16 protein-coding genes, 1 tRNA gene and 1 pseudogene are annotated in these 21,116 nt (G+C 37.1%); 14 read left to right on the forward strand and 4 right to left on the reverse strand.

Annotation, left to right across the window (positions count from 1 at the left end; translation table 11 throughout):
- Window positions 1–13: 13 nt before the first annotated feature.
- Both H6791_00240 and uvrA read left to right on the forward strand, forming a co-directional pair.
- A complete protein-coding gene (locus tag H6791_00240; protein USN94851.1) occupies window positions 14–265 on the forward strand; it encodes an MGMT family protein in 252 nt (83 codons plus the stop codon).
- Between the two features lie 88 nt (window positions 266–353).
- Window positions 354–3,035 (forward strand): excinuclease ABC subunit UvrA, encoded by a 2,682-nt coding sequence (gene uvrA, locus H6791_00245; GenBank protein ID USN94852.1) that lies wholly within the window; start codon window positions 354–356, stop codon window positions 3,033–3,035.
- A gap of 28 nt (window positions 3,036–3,063) precedes the next feature.
- Here the strand turns inward: uvrA and H6791_00250 are convergent, their stop codons facing one another.
- Window positions 3,064–5,610 carry a cation-transporting P-type ATPase gene (locus H6791_00250; protein USN94853.1) on the reverse strand — a complete coding sequence of 849 codons (2,547 nt, stop codon included), beginning with the start codon at window positions 5,608–5,610 and terminating at the stop codon, window positions 3,064–3,066.
- A 66-nt stretch (window positions 5,611–5,676) separates the two neighbouring features.
- Here H6791_00250 and H6791_00255 point away from each other — a divergent pair, with 66 nt between their 5' ends.
- Window positions 5,677–6,945 carry a UvrB/UvrC motif-containing protein gene (locus tag H6791_00255; GenBank protein USN94854.1) on the forward strand — a complete coding sequence of 423 codons (1,269 nt, stop codon included), beginning with the start codon at window positions 5,677–5,679 and terminating at the stop codon, window positions 6,943–6,945.
- A gap of 41 nt (window positions 6,946–6,986) precedes the next feature.
- Window positions 6,987–7,964: a hypothetical protein gene (locus tag H6791_00260; protein USN94855.1), complete on the forward strand. Its 978-nt coding sequence runs from the start codon at window positions 6,987–6,989 to the stop codon at window positions 7,962–7,964.
- An 858-nt stretch (window positions 7,965–8,822) separates the two neighbouring features.
- On the opposite strand, the gene H6791_00265 is transcribed toward H6791_00260, so the two are convergent.
- Window positions 8,823–10,472 carry an AAA family ATPase gene (locus tag H6791_00265; protein USN94856.1) on the reverse strand — a complete coding sequence of 550 codons (1,650 nt, stop codon included), beginning with the start codon at window positions 10,470–10,472 and terminating at the stop codon, window positions 8,823–8,825.
- 156 nt (window positions 10,473–10,628) lie between these two features.
- A tRNA-Ala gene (locus tag H6791_00270) sits at window positions 10,629–10,701 on the reverse strand.
- A 607-nt stretch (window positions 10,702–11,308) separates the two neighbouring features.
- Between H6791_00270 and H6791_00275 the strand changes: the two genes are divergently transcribed.
- The 7 genes and pseudogenes from H6791_00275 to H6791_00305 all read left to right on the forward strand — a co-directional run bounded on the left by H6791_00275 (window position 11,309) and on the right by H6791_00305 (window position 18,223).
- The gene (locus H6791_00275; protein USN94857.1) at window positions 11,309–11,452 is read left to right on the forward strand and encodes a hypothetical protein; all 144 of its coding nucleotides are present in this window, start codon (window positions 11,309–11,311) and stop codon (window positions 11,450–11,452) included.
- A 65-nt stretch (window positions 11,453–11,517) separates the two neighbouring features.
- Window positions 11,518–12,267, forward strand: a complete 750-nt coding sequence (gene rlmB / locus H6791_00280) for a 23S rRNA (guanosine(2251)-2'-O)-methyltransferase RlmB (GenBank protein ID USN94858.1) — start codon at window positions 11,518–11,520, stop codon at window positions 12,265–12,267.
- 2 nt (window positions 12,268–12,269) lie between these two features.
- Complete coding sequence (locus tag H6791_00285; protein ID USN94859.1) at window positions 12,270–13,556, forward strand: ABC transporter permease; 1,287 nt, start codon at window positions 12,270–12,272, stop codon at window positions 13,554–13,556.
- 44 nt (window positions 13,557–13,600) lie between these two features.
- On the forward strand, window positions 13,601–14,275 hold the full coding sequence (locus H6791_00290) for an ABC transporter ATP-binding protein (protein USN94860.1): 675 nt from the start codon (window positions 13,601–13,603) through the stop codon (window positions 14,273–14,275).
- Between the two features lies 1 nt (window position 14,276).
- Window positions 14,277–14,828 carry a gamma-glutamyl-gamma-aminobutyrate hydrolase family protein gene (locus H6791_00295; GenBank protein ID USN94861.1) on the forward strand — a complete coding sequence of 184 codons (552 nt, stop codon included), beginning with the start codon at window positions 14,277–14,279 and terminating at the stop codon, window positions 14,826–14,828.
- 43 nt (window positions 14,829–14,871) lie between these two features.
- Window positions 14,872–16,143: pseudogene (locus H6791_00300) on the forward strand (type IV secretion system DNA-binding domain-containing protein).
- Window positions 16,144–16,753: 610 nt separating this feature from the next.
- Window positions 16,754–18,223 carry a lamin tail domain-containing protein gene (locus H6791_00305; protein ID USN94862.1) on the forward strand — a complete coding sequence of 490 codons (1,470 nt, stop codon included), beginning with the start codon at window positions 16,754–16,756 and terminating at the stop codon, window positions 18,221–18,223.
- A 2-nt stretch (window positions 18,224–18,225) separates the two neighbouring features.
- Here H6791_00305 and H6791_00310 read toward each other — a convergent pair whose 3' ends face one another.
- A complete protein-coding gene (locus H6791_00310; GenBank protein USN94863.1) occupies window positions 18,226–18,795 on the reverse strand; it encodes a uracil-DNA glycosylase in 570 nt (189 codons plus the stop codon).
- A gap of 41 nt (window positions 18,796–18,836) precedes the next feature.
- Between H6791_00310 and H6791_00315 the strand changes: the two genes are divergently transcribed.
- Genes H6791_00315 through ychF form a run of 3 tightly spaced genes read left to right on the forward strand, consistent with a single transcriptional unit; the run spans window position 18,837 to window position 20,702 of the window.
- Complete coding sequence (locus H6791_00315) at window positions 18,837–19,136, forward strand: hypothetical protein (GenBank protein ID USN94864.1); 300 nt, start codon at window positions 18,837–18,839, stop codon at window positions 19,134–19,136.
- 17 nt (window positions 19,137–19,153) lie between these two features.
- On the forward strand, window positions 19,154–19,525 hold the full coding sequence (locus H6791_00320; GenBank protein ID USN94865.1) for a four helix bundle protein: 372 nt from the start codon (window positions 19,154–19,156) through the stop codon (window positions 19,523–19,525).
- A gap of 49 nt (window positions 19,526–19,574) precedes the next feature.
- On the forward strand, window positions 19,575–20,702 hold the full coding sequence (gene ychF / locus H6791_00325; protein USN94866.1) for a redox-regulated ATPase YchF: 1,128 nt from the start codon (window positions 19,575–19,577) through the stop codon (window positions 20,700–20,702).
- Window positions 20,703–21,116: the final 414 nt, after the last annotated feature.

Genomic DNA, 21,116 nt, shown 5'->3' on the forward strand with positions numbered 1-21,116 from the left:
TATTTTTTCAACTATGGAGACATTTACACAAAAAGTTCTAAAAGTCGTATCCAAAATAAAGAAAGGTGAGACCATGAGTTATTCTGAGGTTGCAAAAAGAGCAGGGAGCCCAAAAGCTTCTCGCGTCGTTGGTAGTATCATGAAGAAAAATTATGACACCAAAATCCCATGTCATAGAGTTATAAAGTCAGACGGTACTCCGGGTCAATACAATCGTGGAAAAGAAAACAAAATAAAAATACTCAAAAAAGAAGGGGCCATATAGATCTTCTAAAAATTGTTTTTCGTGCTATAATCTCACCATCTAAATATAGATACACCCCCACTATCTCTTGTTTGGGGGCGTTTGGCTTATGGCAAAAGAAAAAGACAACAAAAAAGAAGATTGGATAAAGGTTAAGGGTGCAAAAACTCATAATCTTAAAAATATCGATGTAGAAATGCCACGAAACAAAATGGTGGCTATTACTGGTATGAGCGGCTCGGGCAAGAGTTCGCTTGCTTTCGATACTATATTTGCAGAAGGTCAAAGAAGATATGTAGAGAGTCTTTCTGCATATGCTAGACAGTTTTTGAACCAGATGCCAAAACCAGACGTCGATGAAATAGTTGGTCTTTCTCCGGCAATATCTATCGATCAGAAGACAAGGTCCAACAATCCACGTTCTACTGTCGCAACGATAACAGAGATATATGACTATCTTCGTGTGATGTTTGCCAGAGTTGGTAGACCGTACTGTCCGCTTTGTGGAGAAGAAATAAAAAAACTTTCAAACGAAGAAATCATCTCTTTTGTTTTTTCAAAAGTAGAAGAAGAAATCAAAAAAACCAAAAAAGAAAAAAGAGAAGTAATGGGTCTAAGTCAATCAAAAGGATTGACCGACCGAACTTCCCAGAGGGAAGTTTTAGGTATATCTTGGGATGAAAGTCCGGTTACTGTTTTTTCTCCTATAGTTCGCGGTAGAAAGGGTGAGTACTACCAACTACTTTATGATCTACTAAACAAAGGTTATGCAAAGGTTAGAATAGATGGAGGTATAAAAAATCTTCGTGACAGGATAGATCTGTCCAAAACAAAAAAACACGATATCGATATATTTGTCGACGAGCTTTTCTTTCACGAGTTTGTTGGTGAAGAAAAGTCTACAACTAGAACAAGACTTGCAGAAGCAGTAGAAAGAGCACTTCTGGAGGCTGACGGCCTCGTAACTATAAAAATTGGTGATGAAGAAATGACACTCTCTTCCAAGTTTGCATGTCCAAACGACGGTTTTTCTTTTCCAGAGATAGAACCTAGACTTTTCTCATTCAACTCTCCATATGGTGCTTGTGAAGTATGTAATGGTATAGGAACCAAGTTTTTTGGAGGTGATGAGCCGTGCGAAACGTGTTTGGGTGCGAGACTTAGAAAAGAAGCTCTCAATGTTTTTCTAATCTCTGGAAAGAAGAAAGTAAATATCCTAGACCTCGTCTCGCTGTCTGTTACTGATGCAGTGGACTTTTTTATAGAACTAAAACTTTCTCAGCAAGAAAAAGAGATCGCTAAAACAGTTGTTAGAGAAATTGAAACCAGACTTCAGTTTTTGTCAGACGTTGGACTTGGATATCTGTCACTAGATAGAAAGGCGGGAACGCTTTCTGGTGGAGAAAGCCAGCGTATAAGACTCGCTTCTCAGCTAGGTTCTAGACTTGTTGGTGCGATGTATGTACTTGATGAGCCAACTATAGGACTACACCAAAGGGACAACGACAGACTTATAAAAACTCTTCTGAATCTACGAGATCTCGGTAACACTATAATTATTGTAGAACATGATGAAGATACGATATATGCTTCTGACTACATAGTAGATATAGGTCCAAAGGCGGGCGTTCATGGTGGAGAAGTTATTGCTATGGGATTTCTAGATGAATTTCTTTCTGCTGACAAACTACCCAAAGCTGTGAGTGACTCTAGAACATTGCGATATCTTCGAAACGAAGAATTGATAGAACTCCCAGAAAAGAGAAGAACAAGCGAGAAGGGTAAAATCCAGATTCGTGGAGGAAATGTTTTCAATATAAAAAATATGGATGTAGATATTCCTCTAGGAAAGATGGTTTGTATAACCGGTGTTTCTGGTTCTGGAAAAAGTTCTTTTATGTACGAGATTTTGCACAGAAACTTAGAAGCCAAGTTTGAAAAGAGACGAAGAAGTATATCGACTTATAATTGCAAAAGCTTTTCTGGATCAGAGTATCTTTCTAGATCTGTTCTCATAGATCAGTCTCCGATAGGTAGAACACCTAGGTCAAACATCGCAACTTATACAGGAGCATTTACTCATATAAGAGATATATTTTCTGCGACAGAAGAAGCAAGGTTCCGTGGCTGGAAACCAAACAGATTCTCTTTCAATGTAAAAGGTGGTAGATGTGAAGCTTGCGAAGGTAATGGTCAGATTGCAGTAGAGATGCACTTTCTACCAACGGTTTATGTAACTTGTGATGTTTGTGGTGGAAAGAGGTTCGACAAAGAAACACTCCTAGTAAAGTACAAAGGAAAAAATATCCACGATGTACTCCAAATGACAGTAGAAGAAGCTGTAGATTTCTTCGAAGATATTCCTGCTGTGGCCGATCGTTTAAGTACTTTAAACGATGTAGGCCTAGGTTACATAAAGTTAGGCCAGAGTGCTACGACACTTTCTGGAGGAGAAGCACAAAGAGTCAAAATATCTTCTGAGCTTTATCGAAGACACACAGAGAAAACTATATATCTTCTAGATGAACCAACCGTGGGATTGCACTATGATGATGTGGCAAAACTGTTAGAGGTTTTGAAGATGCTGGTAGAAAAAGGGCATACAGTCGTGCTTATAGAACACCATATGGATATCATAAAATCTTCTGACTATATAATCGACATAGGTCCAGAGGGTGGAGTTGGTGGAGGTAGAATCATTGCAAAAGGTACGCCAGAAGATGTTGCAGATAATCCAAAAAGTTATACTGGTCAGTATCTCAAAAAAGTTTTGAAAATAAAGAAAAAATAAAAAAGCCGGAATGATTTCCGGCTTTTTTCTATCTTTTGTTGAAGTAGTATTTCATCGTTTCAAGACCTATTACATTTACGAGTCCTATCATCAACACCCCGACTAGCCATATTGGACTTAGTGCTACTGTTCCGAGTAAGTTTGATATTGGCGCTACATAAACACTAGATAGTATTGTTACAAGACCTATTATAACTCCAAAGAAAACATATTTGTTTTCCCAGATTTTGTATTGACCTAGGTTCATATCTAGTCTTTCGATTGAGAAAGAAAGGAAGAGTAAATAGGTTGCAAATGATAGATATGTGAAGGTTCTGGCGATTTCTATATCTACGTATTTTTGCAAGAAAAAGTAAACCAAGAACAAAAACGTACTAGAAAATATTCCTCTTACAAATGTGTACATCAATATATCTCTATCGATAACTTTTTGTTTGAACAAACCTTTTTTCTTTGTAGGTTTGTATTCTCTATATCCAAACGTAAATCCTAGAGCTGGGAATATATCTGAAAAGAATTTTACAAATAGTATCTGTATAGCGTTTAGTGGGAGAGCGAGACTCATAGCGATAGATCCTCCGATAAGAAGTAGTTCGTCGAAAGAGTCTGCGAGTAGGTAGACAATAACAGTTCTCATTTTTTGTTTTATAGATCTACCTTCTTTGATTGCAGAAACTATAGTTGTGTAGTTGTCGTCTAGTAGCACAAGATCGGCCGCGCCTTTGGCAACATCAGTTCCGCTTCCCATGGCAACTCCTATCGATGCAGTTTTTAGAGCCGGAGCATCATTTACACCGTCTCCTGTTACAGAAACTATTTCTCCAATCGATTCGTATATTTCGACAAGTCTTTTTTTGTGAGAAGGGGAAACCCTAGCAAATATATCTATGTCTTTGATTCTTGTTTTTAGTATTTCATCAGACATGTTTTCTAACTCTTCTCCTGTTATTATTTCTGCATCACCTTCAACTAACCCAGAGTCTTTTGCTATATAAAGAGCGGTTTTTGGGTGGTCACCCGTTACAAGAACAGTTCTTACGCCTTCTAGTTTTATGTCTTTTATTGCTTCACGCACACCTTCTCTTACCGTGTCACTAAAACGAAGCATGCCTTTCCAAGAAAATGTTTCTTTTTCTATTATTTCTTCTATTTTTTCTATATTTTTGTTTTCTATTTCTTTTTCTACAACACCGAGTATTCTTTCTCCAACTTCTGCAAAAGAATCTATTTGTTTATTTATCGCGTCTTTGTTGTGTGACCTTGTTTTGTTTATTAGTATGTCTGGCGCACCAAGTAGTGATAGATAGAGTTTCCCACCTTTTTCGTACAAAACCCCAGAGAATTTATTGAGAGAAGTAAATGGGATTTTTTCTATTATCGTATGGTTTTTGTACAGAGGGTGTAGTTCTTTTCTGTTTTGGTATTCTTTTTCTAGAGCAACTTCTAGAGGACGTCCCCCTATAAGATTGCCTTCTTGGTCTAACTCTCCGTGTATGTTGAGCATCGCAGAAAGTAGTAGTGATTCTTTGTCTTCGGCTTCTTCACCTACGAGAGAAAGTTTGCCTTCTGTTATAGTTCCAGTTTTATCTGTCATTATTATACTTACGTTACCCAGAGTTTCTGCAGAATTTAGTTTTCTTACAACACCTTTTTTCTTGAGTAAGTGTATAGATCCTATCGATAAAACCAGAGTTAGGGCTATCGGGAGACTTTCTGGTATGGCAGAAACTATAATAGCGATAGATAGAACTAGTATCTCTCTAGTATCATAACCACTTTGTACACCAAGAATAAGTATGATTACCCCTAGGGACAAAAGTCCTATTGTTATTTTTTTGGCCAGAGAAGAAACAGCTTTTTGTATAGGAGATACACCTTTCTTACTTTCTTTTACAAGACCTGCGATCTTTCCAATTTCTGTATTGCTTCCAGTTGCTGTTATCACTGCTTTACAAAGTCCACCAAAAACCAGTGTTCCCGCGTATAGCATGTTTTTTCTATCACCGAGAACAGTATTTTTATCCAAAACTTTTTCACTTTTCTTTTCTGGCAGAGATTCTCCTGTGAGTATTGCTTCGTCTACTTCTAGGTCTTTCGAAGATAGTATCCTTGCATCAGCTGGCACTTTGTCACCAGATCGCAATATTATGATATCTCCCGGAACCAATAGTTTTGAATCGACAAGTAGTCTTTGTCCTCCTCTTATAACAATAGTCTTGAGAGATATATAACTTTCTAGTTTTTTTATAGAGTTGTCGGCTTTGAGCTCCTGATAAAATCCTAGTCCGATGTTTATAAGAATCGCAACTATTATAAAAATAGCTTCATTTGTTTTACCTAAAAATATAGATATGAGAGAAGAAACCGCTAGAAGTATGATAAGCGGATTGTTTACTTGTCTTGCTAGTATATCTAGTTTTAGAGTTTTTTTGTCTTTGGCCGGGATGTTTTTGCCATATTTTTTTTGTCTAGAAGATACTTCTTCTTCTGAGAGGCCATCTCTTCTGGATTCGAGCATCTCTATTGCTATATCTGTTTCTAGTGCGTAATACGGGATGTTTTTTTGTTTTTCCATAGTAAATTATTATATCACGGGGCGATTTCGTTTTTGGTCCGAGTCGATATATAATCAGATTGTTTTATGCAAAAGAAAGACCTGAAAAAGTTTAATCTTCCAGATTCTCCAGGAGTTTATTTTTTCATCGGAAAAAATAAACCCTCTAGCAAGAAAGAGGAGATCCTATATATAGGTAAGGCAACTTCTCTCAAAGATAGAGTAACTAGCTACTTTTCTAGCGACCTTATCAATTCTAGAGGCGCACATATCGTCGATATGGTTTTTCGAGCTAGCAAAATCAAATACGAAAAAACAGATACAGTTCTAGAAGCGATACTACTCGAGGCAAACTTGATAAAAAAATACAAACCCTACTACAACACCAAAGAAAAAGATGATAAGAGTTGGAACTCGGTAGTAGTAACCAAAGAAGAATTTCCAAGAATCTTGCTTGTTAGAGAGAAGGACATAGATAGGGTGAACATGACCGTGACTTCTAAAAAGGCAGGACTGTCTAACGCAAAGATTTCAGAGGTCTTTGGTCCTTATCCAAAATCTTCGCATATAAAAGAAGTTCTGCGAATAATAAGAAAGATTTTTCCTTATGATGACAACTCTTCTAGAAGTAGCTATGGTGCAGAGTTCTACAAACAAATAGGGCTTTCTCCAGATAAAAAGAGCAAAGAAGCCAAGGCACTGTATAAACACAACATAAAACACATAGAGATGTTTCTAGATGCTAAAAAGAAAAAAATAATTTCTGAGCTCAAGAAAAAGATGCAAGATTTTTCTAAACAAAAAAAGTTTGAAGAAGCCGCCAAGATCAGAAACAAGATATTTGCAATTGATCACATAAACGACATCGCACTTCTGAAAAACGATATTTATGAAGAAGGAAATAGACCAAAGTTTAGAATAGAATCGTACGACATATCGCACCACGGAGGAAAGAGTATGGTTGGTGTTATGGTTGTACTGGACAACAAAATCTTGGACAAAAACGAATATAGGAAGTTCAACATCAAATCTCGTGACAAGTCCGACGATACTGGCGCACTAAAAGAAGTACTTGAAAGGAGGTTTTCTCATACAGAGTGGAGTATGCCAGACCTTATAGTTATAGATGGGGGTAAACCACAATATAACGCTGGAGAAAATTTTCTCAAAAAACACAAAATCGATATACCTCTTGTAACTGTTGTAAAAGACGAAAAACACAAACCAAAAGGCTTCTTGGGCGATGAAAACATGATCAAACTTCACAAAGAAGCGATACTCCTATCGAACTCAGAGGCGCACAGATTTGCTATAACATTCCATAAGAAAAAGAGAAGTAAAGATTTTATAAAGTAATTTCTATTTACTATCTTCTAAAGTGCTAATATACTAGTTATATGCTCAAAGTTGCAGTGCTCCGCGGTGGGCCAAACGAAAATTATGATATATCTATAGCTTCAGGCGAAAGCATAATTTCTGCACTAAAAACTCACAGTGATATAGAGGCCCAAGATCTTTTCTTTACAAAAGACATGAATCTTTTGTGGAAAGGTAGACCGCTTAGGATAGAAGATCTTCACAAACACTTTGATCTTGTTTGGAACAATCTTCACGGTTTTTATGGAGAAGATGGAAAAATACAAACCTTGTTTGAAAACTTTGGTGTAAAACACACTGGTCCTGGGGCCTGTGCTTCGGCTTCTGCGTTCCATAAAAGAATCGCCAAAGACGTTGCCAAAAATCACTCTGTCAAAACTCCAGAATATGTTTTGATTGATTTCTCTCCATACTTCATAGATCAAGATGAAGAAGAAATAGTTGCCAAAGAAACAGACAAGGTTTTCAGAAAGATAGCTCCACCTTGGATTGTGAAGCCTCTTTCAGATAGTTTTTCTCGTGGAGTTGTACTGGCTAGAACGTTGCCAGAGCTTGCTATCTCGATAGCTCGTAGCTATGAATCTGGAGAAGACATAATGGTAGAAGAGTATATCGAAGGATCAGAGTTTTCTGTCGGAGTTATAGATGGATATAGGGGAGAGAACTACTACATACTTCCTCCAGTCAAAAGAACTTCTTCTGGGAAGCACTTGTCTCACGAAGACGTGTGTAGTGGAATCAGTTGCCATAGTTTCAAGACTATAGATGAAAATAGTAAGTCAGAACTTATGAGAGTTGCACGTGTCGTGCATGATGCACTAGGTATGAAAGATTATTCTTCTAGTGATTTTATAGTTCATCCAAAGAAAGGAGTTTATTACCTTGAAACAGATGCCTTGCCAGATTTGCGAGAAAGTTCTCCGTTTCGAGTTGGGTTAGATTCGGTGGGTGGAACAATCGAAGACTTCGTAAAACATATAGTTTCTAGAAAAAGATAAAAAACCCAGATGATTTCTGGGTTTATACAATTATTTAATTTTTTAATAGATGATCTTTTGACGTCTATTTTTTGTGAATTTCTTCCGCGATTCGATGCGCTTCTTTAATTTTTTCCTCTGTAAAAAATAAGGTTGGTACAGACCTACTATTGCTTACATGAATAGCGTTTGGTTCAAATTTTAATATGTTTATGCAATTAAAACAAATAATATGATTACATTCCGCACGAGGGTGTGAGCCCTTATCTGAATCATAACCAATGATACAGCAGGTGGCGTAAGGTGGTATAGGATCGTTACACCTTGCGCAAGTACCGTTCTCATTTTTCTTCTTTTTTTGAGGAAAGACCGAAAAGAAAGACGATAATATTTTTTTCATGATAGATCATTTGATTTCTTTCATATTATAAAAGTTCTTATACTTTTGCAACCTAAAAATAAAAATCTTTTTATTGATAAAGGTAACATTATTTGTTGCTCTGAAAATGAAATAGTACTTTATGGGTAATGACGTCGGCAGTAACTATACTGCCCTAACCGGGAGCAATGCTCCACGGCGCACGTATGACCGCATAACTCATAGTACATTTCACCCCGTCATGAGAAACATGGCGGGTTTTTTATATTTAGGCAGTGTCGAGCACTGCGTAGCTCTTTTTAAAAAAGAGCGAAGCGGTGGACCTCAGTATATTTGATTTTAACCAGATTGTTAAGGAGATTAAGGCTTGGTGGGACCTTAAGGACCTTGTAATAGTAACTTGATATTGCTTTAGGGGTATGGGGGTACCCCCAGAAGTCGACCCCCGAGGGGGTTAGAGATAGCCGTATAGGGGTCGATGGACAAAAACAAGTGGTTTTTTAGTCTGAGAAAATATTTTCAATAATATCTTTCAGCCTTTGCGGTATAGCGGTTGAATCTAAGTCTTTAAATGTCTTGAAAGCGTTAAAAGGTTTGGTCCCACTTGGGATGGTTATACCTGCGGTGCTACATACTTGTTCAAAATCAGGGTCAAGAATTTCTGTCTTTCCAATATCTCTTGAATCTGTCACTCCTTGTTCAATATTACTATTAGAATCAGTACTACCTGCATCTTTGTCGTAAATCACAATGTACGGTATACGGAAAGCATTTAAAACTTTTATGAAAAATGGTATTGCCTCTTTTCCGCCACACTCAACAATGGTAATGCCATAATCATAAAATAAATACTCTGGATTTATATTCCCAGCAATTACAGGAAGCACGACTTTTTCTGTATCTCCCTCTACTAATACAACTTTGCGTCCAAAAAACATCTCATTTCTTTCAGGGTCAAATTCAGTGAGAAGTTTAAAATTTTTCTTTTCTTCTGCTTGAGGGAAAATCTCATCAGTATACTGAATAATTTTGGTACCAGTGGCCATATCTTTTTTAACAGCAATGCCAATAGATTGGTATTCAGTCATATCAATGAAGAAGCTTGAGTGGGTAGTGAAAATAACTTGGTCACTTTCTGAAATTTCCTTGAGCAGAGCAAACATTGACCTCTGCATTTGTGGATGAAGATATAGTTCTGGTTCTTCTATTCCGAATATTAAAGCTTTTGCTTTCTCGCCACGTTCTTTCTTTAGGAGTTCAGCATATGCTCTAAATATCACAAATATAACAGAGCGTTGTAAGCCATGTCCTTTATCTTCTATGGCAGTAAACACTCCGTCATTGACCATAATTCGTGTTCCAGACTGGAACACTTCCTTAATACTAGGAGGTGTTACATCAAGCTTTATACTCGTTCCTCTCATGTGTGCAGATAATTTCTCACTAAGCGTTGTCTCAAAGTCTTTAAGCTGAGTAATTCTTCCGTCCTGCTCTTCATTTTCACCCATGAGCAACTTATTAAATTCTTCATTCACTCTCTTAAGTTCATTGTTCTCTAGAACACTACTCAACATCGTGTTGACAATCTGACCGAATCTTGATTTTTCAGTAATCTTTGCTTCCTCTTTGATATCTTTTACAGCTGGCACATACAAGAAATCAGGCAAATACCCGTTTGCGACAGTTGCCCAACCAAAAGGTTTTGGTTTCCAATAGTAGTGTTTCTCTGCTGATGTGAATGGGTCAATTTCTTCTTTTTCAAGAATTTCAACAGCATCTTTTTTATCTTTATCATTCTCAAACTTATCTCCAAGAATCACTGCTGAAAAAAGGTGGTTATCATCTCCTTCGAAATAGTATTCTTTTTTCAGAATTACTGTTTGTTCGTCATCTAATAGGTATTTTGAAAATGTTTTCTTTGCATCATCATTTAAATCATTGAACCAAATCTGTATAACTATAGGTTGTTTAGTGTCGTTGAAATAATCAACTGGTAGTTTTTGTGTACTACTAAAAAATAGGTCTAGAGATTTTAATACATTAGATTTACCAGCATTGTTTTCTCCTATAAAAGCCATTAGATTGTCGAAATCTATCCTTTCAGTCTTAAATGATTTGAAATTTTTTATAGATACTCTAGTGATTTTCATGGTTTTCTTTAGGAATAGGTCTATATACAATATCGACCAGTGTTATCAATTTTGTAGCTTGTTCTAAAGCATCTTGGTCCGACAAGTCTGTGCCAATTTCTTTTTTATAAAAGTTAGCATCCTGTCAGGAATACATTGCTTCAAATTCAAATTTTGTGGACCTGAGGAGATTTGAACTCCTGACCTTTCGCTTGCAAAGCGACTGCTCTACCAACTGAGCTACAGGCCCAAAATATTTTTTAGTTATTAAACTGAGCCCCGACGTTCTACTTTGTAGAAGTGCGGGGCCCCGTACCTCTCTTGCAAGAGAGCGTCGGGGCTACAGGCCCAAAATTAACTAAAAACTTAAAACTCAAAATTCATAACTTTATATCATGTACTGTTCGGACCCTGTCCGCCTAATTCTGGCGGAAACTGAGCACGGTGAGATACTGCTAATATTTCAAGTTTATACTGATCCTTTCCGGGGTCTAGCCCTCACAAAACCAGTACGGAATATATTAGGACAAAATCCAAACAAAAGCAACCCCGATTTTGGTAAAAAAATGGACAAAAGCTGAAAAATATCTATAATGCTATCTATATGAATAAAAAGAAAAAAGTGGTTAGAAAGAAGAAAGCCAAGAAAGTAGAAAAGAAACAAGTTACTGCAAGACACAGATAGTCTTGATTTTTGGCAATATTTTGTTAGAATCAGGATTGTAAGTACGAGGCAGTGCGAAGAGCATAGCTTTTTATTTCGCCTTATACTTCGTCTGGTCGAAAAAATCAGTTTTGCCTTTGTGGCAAAACTGCTCCATTAATAAATGATAATTTGAAATATTATTATGGACGATATGAACAACAATGTTGTAAACACAGCAGCAGAAGGAACAGAGACTACAGAAGAAGAACAAATGAACGCTGCTCCTATGATGGATGATGCTACAGACGAAACATCATCTGAAGAAGAAACTACAGAAGAAGGCGAGATGGCCTAAATTCTCAATCAAAAAGCCCTAGATTTTCTCTAGGGCTTTTTGATTTTGTATAGTAAAATCTGTTTGTGAATCAAAAAGAAAAAATAATTATATATGGCCGAAACGCTGTAGAAGAAACCCTAGATATAAAACCAGCATCTATAAGGGAGATTTTTTTGTATGACGGTGCAGAGGAGTCATTCCAGAAAAGGATCAGAGCTATAGCCTCGAAACATAGTATCAGGGTTAGTGGTGCGTCAAAAAGCTTCATGACAAAAAAGTTGGGAGATGTTGTACACCAGGGTGTGATGGCGGTTCTAGATATGGAAATCGTTAACTTCGGAGATTGGTACGAGAAAGCAAGAGAAAGCGAAAGAAAAGACCCAATAGTTATAATCGACAGCCTAGAAGATGTTGGAAATGTCGGAGCGATAGTTAGAAGCGCAGCAGCGTTTGGAATAAAAAATATTTTTCTAGAAAAGAAAAAAGATATTTCAGGATTTATTTCTAGGATTTTCAAATCTTCTGCTGGTCAGGTAAATAGACAAAACATAGTTTTCATAGGTAACACTAACGAAACACTTCGCAAACTAAAAGACATAGGATACTGGAGTGTTGCATTAGATATGGATGGCGAAACAAAACTTTCAGAAATGACTTTTGATATGCCTACTGTTTTTGTTGTTGGGAAAGAAGGTGAAGGAGTCCCTCCGAAAACCATGGAGATTTGTGACTTTAGAGTAAAGATACCTATGAAAGGTGGCGTAGAGTCACTAAACGCTTCTGTTTCTATTGGAATCGCTTTTTATGAATGGTCACTAGATAACTTGAAATAGTTATGGATAAACTTATCGATCAAAAAAGCTATCAGAAAAAACTACTACTCAACTTGAAGGTTGGTTCTTTTTTGGCGAGAAGGGAGGTTAGGAGATCAAATCCATGGACGACTATTTTGATTATATTTGTGATGACACTAACGTTCTTGAACCTAGTTGTTGTTTCTGGAATCTTGGTTGGACTTATCGAAGGATCAGAAGAAGCAAACAGAGAAAGATACACTAGTGATGTGATACTTTCTCCTCTTCCAGAAAGAGAATACATACGAGACTCAACTCGTATAGAAAAGGAAATCAAGAAAGCTCCAGGTTACGCCATGAGTACTTCTAGATATGTTTTGTCAGGAACAGTTGTTTCCAATTACAAAGACACTTTGAGAAAAGACGAGAAGAATAACATAAGCGGTGGATCTATAGTCGGTATCAACCCCGAACTCGAAGACCAGATAACACACATATCAGAAACAGTGATAGAGGGGGAATATCTGACATCTTCTGATTCTGACAAGATCATGATTGGAAAAGATCTTTTGTACCAATACACTCCGATTGATTCCCCAGGATTTTCGGTTTTGAAAGATGTCGGTGTTGGTTCTAGAGTTTTGGTTAGAGTTGGAGACAGTGAAAGAGAAATGTTCGTCAAAGGTATATTGAAGAGTAAAGCTGGAGAAGTCGACGCTAGGATTTTCATGACAGCAAGTGAGGCTAGAAAACTCGGAGGACGAAGCGACCTAAACGTAGACGAGATAGCGGTAGAACTCGCACCAGGATATAGCGTAGAGGCGTTTAGAGATTATCTTTTAGAAAAAGGTTTTGGTGACAATGCTAGGATTCAGACATGGGAAGACGCTCAGCCGAAATTCTTGAAAGATATCAAAACAACATTTGCTCTTCTCGGTAACATGATTTCTTCTATCGGACTTGTTGTTGCGAGTATCACAATATTTATCGTTATATTCGTAAACGCTATTACTCGTAGAAGATATATAGGTATCTTGAAAGGTGTTGGGGTAACAAAGGGTGCGATAGAGATATCGTATGTTTTACAAGCACTTTTCTACGCTATTTCTGGAGTTCTCATAGGAACACTACTTGTATTTTTGGTTTTGAAGCCTGCTATATATGCGAACCCTATAGATTTTCCATTTTCAGACGGTATATTGGTTGCAACTGCACTCGGTACTTTTTTCCGAGCGGTGATTTTGTTCTTGGCGACACTTGTTGCGGGATACATACCAGCTTATATAGTTATCAAGCAAAACACACTAGACGCGATATTGGGAAGATAATTTACTAAAATATACTAAAATCTAATTAACTAAATTTATAAAACATGATCAAAGCAGACAACATAACAAGAGTTTTCAAAAACGGACAAAACGAACTCTGGGCACTCAAGGGTATATCTTTCGAAGTAAAAGAAGGTGAGTATCTTGTTATAACAGGAAGAAGTGGATCTGGTAAGTCTACACTGCTGTATCAGCTCGGTCTTTTAGATTATCCGACAGATGGTGATGTGTATATCGCTGGTGTTCCAACTGGAAACCTAGATAGTGAAACCAGAACAAGAGTTAGACTAGAATCGCTAGGATATGTTTTTCAAGATTATGCGATACTTCCATCTCTTACTGCACTTGAAAACGTGATGGTCCCACTACTCATGCAAGGCAAAAGCGAAGAGTTTGCAAAACAAAAGGCCGAGATAGCTCTCGGTAAGGTTGGTCTTGGTGACAGGATGGATCACACACCAGCCAAACTTTCTGGAGGACAACAACAAAGAGTCGCTATCGCAAGAGCGCTCGCACACGAACCAAAAATCATTTTTGCCGACGAACCAACAGCAAACCTAGACTCAGAAACAGCAGAGTCGGTACTAGATGTTTTTGGAGATTTGCACAAAAGCGGACAAACTATAATCATGGTTACTCACGAAGAAGAGTATGCAAAAAGAGCTGACAGAGTCATAACTTTGTCAGACGGAGAAATCGTTGAAGATAAAAAGGTTTAAAATGAAAACTTTAATTGTAGATAATCATACGAAAAACATAGATGAATTGAAAAATCTCTTTAAAAATTCTAATGTAATAAAAAAAGAGTATTTCAAAAAAGATTTAGATGTCTCTGAGTACGATCTAGTTGTATTTTCTGGGGGTTCAGATGTTCCAACTGTTTTAAGACATAAAGATTTTTATAAAGACGAAATAGATTTTGTAAAAGATATAAAAAAACCAGTTTTGGGAATATGTCTTGGTTTTGAAATAATTGCAGCAGCTTTTGGAGGAAGGCTGTTCGAACTAGACGAGGAGAAAAGAGGGGTTGTAGATATAAAAATAAAAAATGAAGAAATTTTTGAGGGGAAAGAATTAAATATAAAGGTCTACGAAGCACACACTATCGGTATTAAAAAAGCACCAGACTATTTTGTAGAGCTTGCTAGATCAGAGCATGGTATTGAAATTATGCTTAATAAGAAAAATAAAATATTGGCAATTCAATTTCATCCAGAAATCAAAAATAACTCAGAATTGCTGGGACTACTTTTGGAAAAAATATTAAGTTAGATTTTACTTTATCTTATAATCCTTTTAAACTATAATATAAACTATGTACGACCCAGAAAGAGTAACATACTTTGCTGAGACTGATTATCGTAATCAGAGAACCAAGTTTGGAATCAAGGCAATAGACAGAACCAAGCACATATATGTGATCGGTAAAACCGGTATGGGTAAGTCTACCTTGCTCGAAAACATGGCTATACAAGACATCCAAAACGGTGAGGGTTTTGCATATATCGATCCACACGGAGCTACAGCGGAAAAACTACTTTCGTTTATACCAGAACACAGAATAAAAGATGTTATATACTTCGCACCTTTCGATACAGAGTTTCCGATATCGTTCAATATCATGGAAGACGTTGGTCCGGACAAGAGACACCTAGTTGCTTCTGGGCTTATGAGTGCATTCAAGAAAATCTGGGCAGATGCTTGGAGCGCTAGAATGGAGCACATCTTGAACAATACTATTCTTGCTCTACTAGAATATCCTGACGCAACTCTATTGTCTGTAAACAAAATGCTAACAGACAAAGAATACAGGAAAAAAGTTGTAGACAATGTGCAAGATTTTTCTGTAAAAAGTTTCTGGGTTGATGAGTTTGCAAAATATACTGACAGATTTGCAGCAGAGGCAACACCTGCTATACAAAACAAAGTTGGACAGTTTACATCGAATCCACTTATAAGAAACATAATCGGTCAGCCCAAGTCTAGTTTCGACATAAGAGATATCATGGACAACAAAAAGATTCTGATCATGAACCTTTCCAAGGGTCTTGTTGGTGAACAGAATGCAAAGCTTCTAGGAAGTATGCTTGTTACCAAGATCTATCTTGGCGCTATGTCTAGAGCCGATCTTTCTGAGCAAGATATCAAAACAAAACCAAACTTTTATTTTTATGTGGACGAGTTCCAGACATTCGTCAACGAAACATTTGCCGAGATTCTTTCTGAGGCGAGAAAATACAAACTCAACCTTACTATCGCTCACCAGTACATAGAGCAGATGATTGACCAAGTTAGGTCCGCTGTTTTTGGAAACGTTGGTACAACTATCGCTTTTCGTGTAGGACCATTTGATGCAGAAGTTCTAGAAAATATATTTATGCCTCGATTTACCAAGACCGATCTTGTGAATCTAGGTTTTGCTCAAATATATCTGACTATGTCTATCGACGGAGTAGGTTGTCCGCCGTTTTCTGCAAAGACCTTGCCACCTATATCTACCGAACACGAATCGTTTAGATCCCAGATACTAGAAAGCTCTAGAACTCAGTTTGCAAAACCTCGAAAAGAAGTAGAAGAAAATATAATAAAAACTTTGGGGGAAAACGAAAAGAAAGAAATGCCGTCTGGTGGTGGAGAAAGAGATTTCAATAAAAAAGATTTTTCTCGAGATAGAAAACCTATAAAGAAAATCTCTGGAAGAGATAGTCTAGATAATTCTCTAGGAACTCTTCTCAAGAAACTAGATACTCCTTCTGAAAAAAAACCTGATTTCAAAAAATCCAAAAAACCTTCTTTTGTTTTAAAGAGCGATATTCAGAAAGGGCTGGACGAAAAGATAATTATAGAAAAAAAAGAAGAGAAACATATGAGTCTCGGTTCTCTAAAACAAAGACCTCCAGAAGTAAAGTCTCCGAGTATAAAGTTTGATCCAAGCAAAGACGCTTCAGACGAGAAAAGAAATGCTCTCAAAGAAGCTCTTTCCAAGGTTTCTATAACTTCCAAGGTTTTTGTAGATAAAAAAGAGGAGAAGAAAGAAGAAATCCCAGAAGCAAAGAAAAAGACTATAGAGGATTTCAACAAAAGTATAAGTAGTATCAAAGAAGACGAGCCTACTAGAGTCATAGAAAAACCAAAAGAAACAAAGAAAGAACCAGAAAAAAACAAAATTTCACCTGAAGAATTATTAAAAATTTTTGATGAATAAAGTAGGCAAGATCACAATATTTGTTTTTATATTTTTGTTTTTTACACAAAGGGCGAGTGCGCTCGTTATAAACGAGGTCATGTATGATCTAGATGGAACTGACACAGATAGAGAGTGGATAGAGATTTACAATGACGGAGGTTCTAGCTTGGACATAGAGGGATACAAGTTTTTTGAAGCAAACAGTAATCATACTCTTACAATATATTCTGGTAGTTATGTTTTGCCAGCAGGGTCTTATGCTGTGATTTGTCAAAAACCAGAAACTTTTCTTTCTGATTGGCCGGGTTTTACTGGTACTCTTATAGATTCTAGTTTCTCTCTTTCCAACGAGTCTGGAGAGTATCTAGAGATAAGAGATTCCAACCTCGCTACGGTTGCAACTCTTTCTTATGATCCAAGTATTGGTGCCGCTGGTGATGGTAATTCGCTTAACCGCAATGGTTCGTCTTGGATAGCGGCTTCTCCGTCTCCTGGGTCTAGCAACAATACTTCTTCTAATTCTAGTAACGACAATACTGACAACACAACTACTACCACAACTACAACAGCTTCTTCTAGCTCCGGATCACCGACTTCTTCTGGAGAAACTGTACAGAAGCAATCTTCTTGGTCTATCACTTTTTCTATGCCGAGTTCCGGATATGTGGGTGACGAAATAGAGATAGAAGGGATTGTAAAAAATCTTTTTCTAGAAAGAATACGGTCAGGGTTTTTTTTCTGGAATATGGGAGATGGATCTGTGTATGAAGGAGAAAAACTTTCTGAGATAACACACACTTATAAATATCCAGGAGATTATATAATCGTTTTGGAGTATTGGAGAAATGGATCTTTTGAACCAGAAGTTATTGCTAGAAAAAATATAACTATAGAAAATAGTAGTATCAAGATTTCTCCAATTTCTTCACCAAACGGAACAAGTATCAAGATAGAAAACTCTGGCAAGGGCGAGATAGATCTTGGTGGTTGGGAAGTTATGCTTGTCGGAAGTTCGTATATCTTGCCTAAGAATACTATAATCTTGCCATCAAAAACTATAACTCTTATGCCAGAGCAGACAGGATTTACCTTTGTCGGAAACTCTCTTTCTCTCATGGCGCCTGACCATACACTAGCTTCAACTTACAGTACTCAGCCCGTTACGAGTTATGCTTATAGTTCCGGGGGTGGGTCTACTGGGATTTCTAGAGCAGTTTCTTATGGTGGTGATAGTGATGTCGATGTGCTTCCTAGGGCATCATTTACCGATGAAGAATCTAGTAATCTTTCTGCAAACGTTATAGATTCTGGCATTTCTAAAAATACTTCCGTGTATGCGTTTTTTGTAATATTTCTTTTCTTGGTTTCTCTAGGATATTTGTATATAAGAAGAACGAGCTTTGCCAAAGCCGGAGAAGATATAGAAGACACGGCTCCAGAAGAAGAGGAAGACGGCTATGATTTCAAACTTCTAGAGTAAATCTAATTAGAAATTTTCTTCAATATAAGCGGTACTTTTTTGAAATCATTTATTAGAGTTTCTCTCATTCCTCCGTTATATAGTGCGGCTGCGGGGTGGTAAAGTGGCAAGAAATATTCTGTTTGTATATTTTTGAATTTTTTGTGTATTAGTTTACCGTGAGCTTCCGATATTTTTAGTTCAGGAAAAAAGTCATTCATAGAGTGCCTCCCGAGAAAAATTATAAGTTTTGGTTTTATAAAGTTTAGCTCTCCCAGAAGCCACTCTCTGCACGCATCTTTTTCTTCTGGTAGAGGGTCGCGGTTATCTGGTGGGCGATACTTTACTATGTTTGTTATGTAGATATCTTCTCTTTTTAGTTTTGTCGTTTCTAGCATTTCTGACAAGAATTTGCCGGCAGCTCCTATAAAAGGCCTACCTTCCTGGTCTTCTTTTTTGCCAGGTGCTTCACCAATAAATACTATATCGGATTTCGGGTTTCCGTCTCCAAACACGGGCCTAGTTGCTGACTTTTTCAATTCACATTTTGAAGATTCGTGCCATTTTTGTTGGAGTTCTGATAGATTCGCCATGCTTTTATTATACTTGTTTTTCTGATATAGTGCAGAGTGCTATGTCAATCAAGAAATTTATAATGAAAAACGCCCTTAGGGCAAAAGGTGTTTCAAAAGAAGATGCTGAGAATTTTGCAAGCAAGATAGAGGGTAACCCAGAACTGATCGCCTCTATGAAAAAACTAGAAGAAAACAAAGAAGTAAAAGCACTTTTTGAGAAAATACAAAAAGAAATAGAAGAAAAGAAAAAAACCATGCCCGAGATGTATGCAACTGTTCAGGTTATGGGTAAATACAAACAAGAAGTCATGAAGCACAGAGATGAGCTCATGCCACTTTTTGAAATGATGAACAAGTAAAAAAGTCAAAAATCATAATGCAAAACTCAAAAGTTAAATTCAAAACAGACTTAATTGAAAGAGCGTATGATTTTGGTTTAAAAGTTATATTTCTTTGTGACAAGTTACCGCAAAAAAGAAGTTCTTGGGTTATATCAGATCAAATAATAAGATCTGGCACATCTATCGGAGCAAACCTTGTTGAAGCAAAGTCCTCAAGTTCTAGATTGGAATTTAAAAGGTTTTACGAAATAGCCTTGAAAAGTGGGAACGAGTCTGTTTATTGGCTTAGACTTTTATTTGATGCAAGTTTAATAAACAAAAAAGATTTTGATTCATTAAAAGAAGAGTTAGATGAAATAAATAAAATGGTCGCTAAAAGTGTTATTAGTTTGAAGAAAAAGTTATAAGTCATATTTGTACTTTTGACTTTTAAATTTTAATTTTTAAATTATTATTATGCTCAAGATAGGAATTGTTGGACTTCCCAATGTAGGTAAATCAACGCTTTTCAATGCGCTTACAAAAAAGTGTGTTCCGGCTGAGAATTATCCGTTTTGTACTATAGACCCATCTGTGGGTATTGTTCCTGTGCCAGATGAAAGAGTAGAACTACTTTCAAAGTTTTCTAATTCCGAGAAGTCTATACCGGCAGCGATAGAGTTTGTCGATATAGCAGGACTCGTAGAAGGTGCAAGCAAGGGAGAGGGCTTGGGAAATAAATTCCTGTCTCATATAAGAGAAGTAGATGCGATACTAGAAATGGTTAGACTTTTTCCCGCCTCCGCCAAGGCTACAGGCGGGCAAGCCCCTTCTGGCGATATTGTTCATGTCTATGGGAATATAGACCCACTCAGAGATATCAAGGTTATAAATCTAGAACTTATACTTGCTGATCTAGAAGTTGCAGAAAAAAGAATCGGAACTCTAGCAAGAGATGTGAGAAGTGGCAACAAGGAAGCGATACTAGAAGAATCTATTTTGAAAAAAATAATCCCCGCTCTAGAATCAGAAAAGATGATAAACGAAATCGAGTTTGATGAGAAAGAGGCTGCAAAACTAAAAAGCATGAACTTTCTAACTTCCAAAAAGATAATTTATGGCCTCAACAAGAAAGCCGGTGCCAAAAACTTTGATGAGTCTGATCCAGAAAAGTTCAAAGAGTTTTGTGATTATATCGAGTCTTCAGGTGCTGGTTGGGTTCTACTCGATGCCAAGATAGAAGATGAACTCAAGGATTTCGAGGGTTCAGAAAAAAACGAGATGAGAGAAGCTATGGGCGGAGATGATGATGGTGTGGACCATCTCATAAAAAGGTCTTATGAAATTCTAGGATTAGAAACATATCTAACAACTGGTCCAGATGAAACTCGTGCGTGGACTATCAAGAAGGGTAGTACTGCACCAGTTGCTGGTATGGCTATACATACAGATTTCAAAGACAAATTTATCCGTGCAGAAGTTGTCTTCTGGAAAGATCTACTTGATGCAGGTTCTTATGCTGAAGCTAGAGCAAAGGGAAAAGTTAGGACGGAAGGGAAAGACTATATCGTAAAAGACGGAGATGTGATTGAATTTAAAATATAAAAATATTTTAAATTCAATCATCCTGAGCTTGTCGAATGGGTAATAGAATTCAAAATATAATTAATTTGACATTAATACAATATTGTGTTAGTATGTAGAGAAACTAGGATTTTATTCTAACGCTGTCTAGTACAATCAAAAAAAAGGAGGCAATATGTTTTGGCATACTATTGGTCAATACCAGTACGAACATGATGCAAATGGGTACACGGGATGGTACCGTTGCGTCGGAGGTAAAATGGCCAACGGCCACTGGCCCGAGTGGAATAACAGAACTGGAGCCACGCGGTAAAATCGCAAAAAATCAACACCCCATCTAGTAGCGAAAGCGAACGATGGGGTTTTGAACTTATTAAGGTGGCAAGGTCATAGAATTCAAAATATAATAAAACCCCGTTTTCACGGGGCTTTTTC

Source organism: Candidatus Nomurabacteria bacterium (genome assembly GCA_023898605.1).
Classification (GTDB): Bacteria; Patescibacteriota; Minisyncoccia; order Phycocordibacterales; family UBA9973; genus HK-STAS-PATE-34.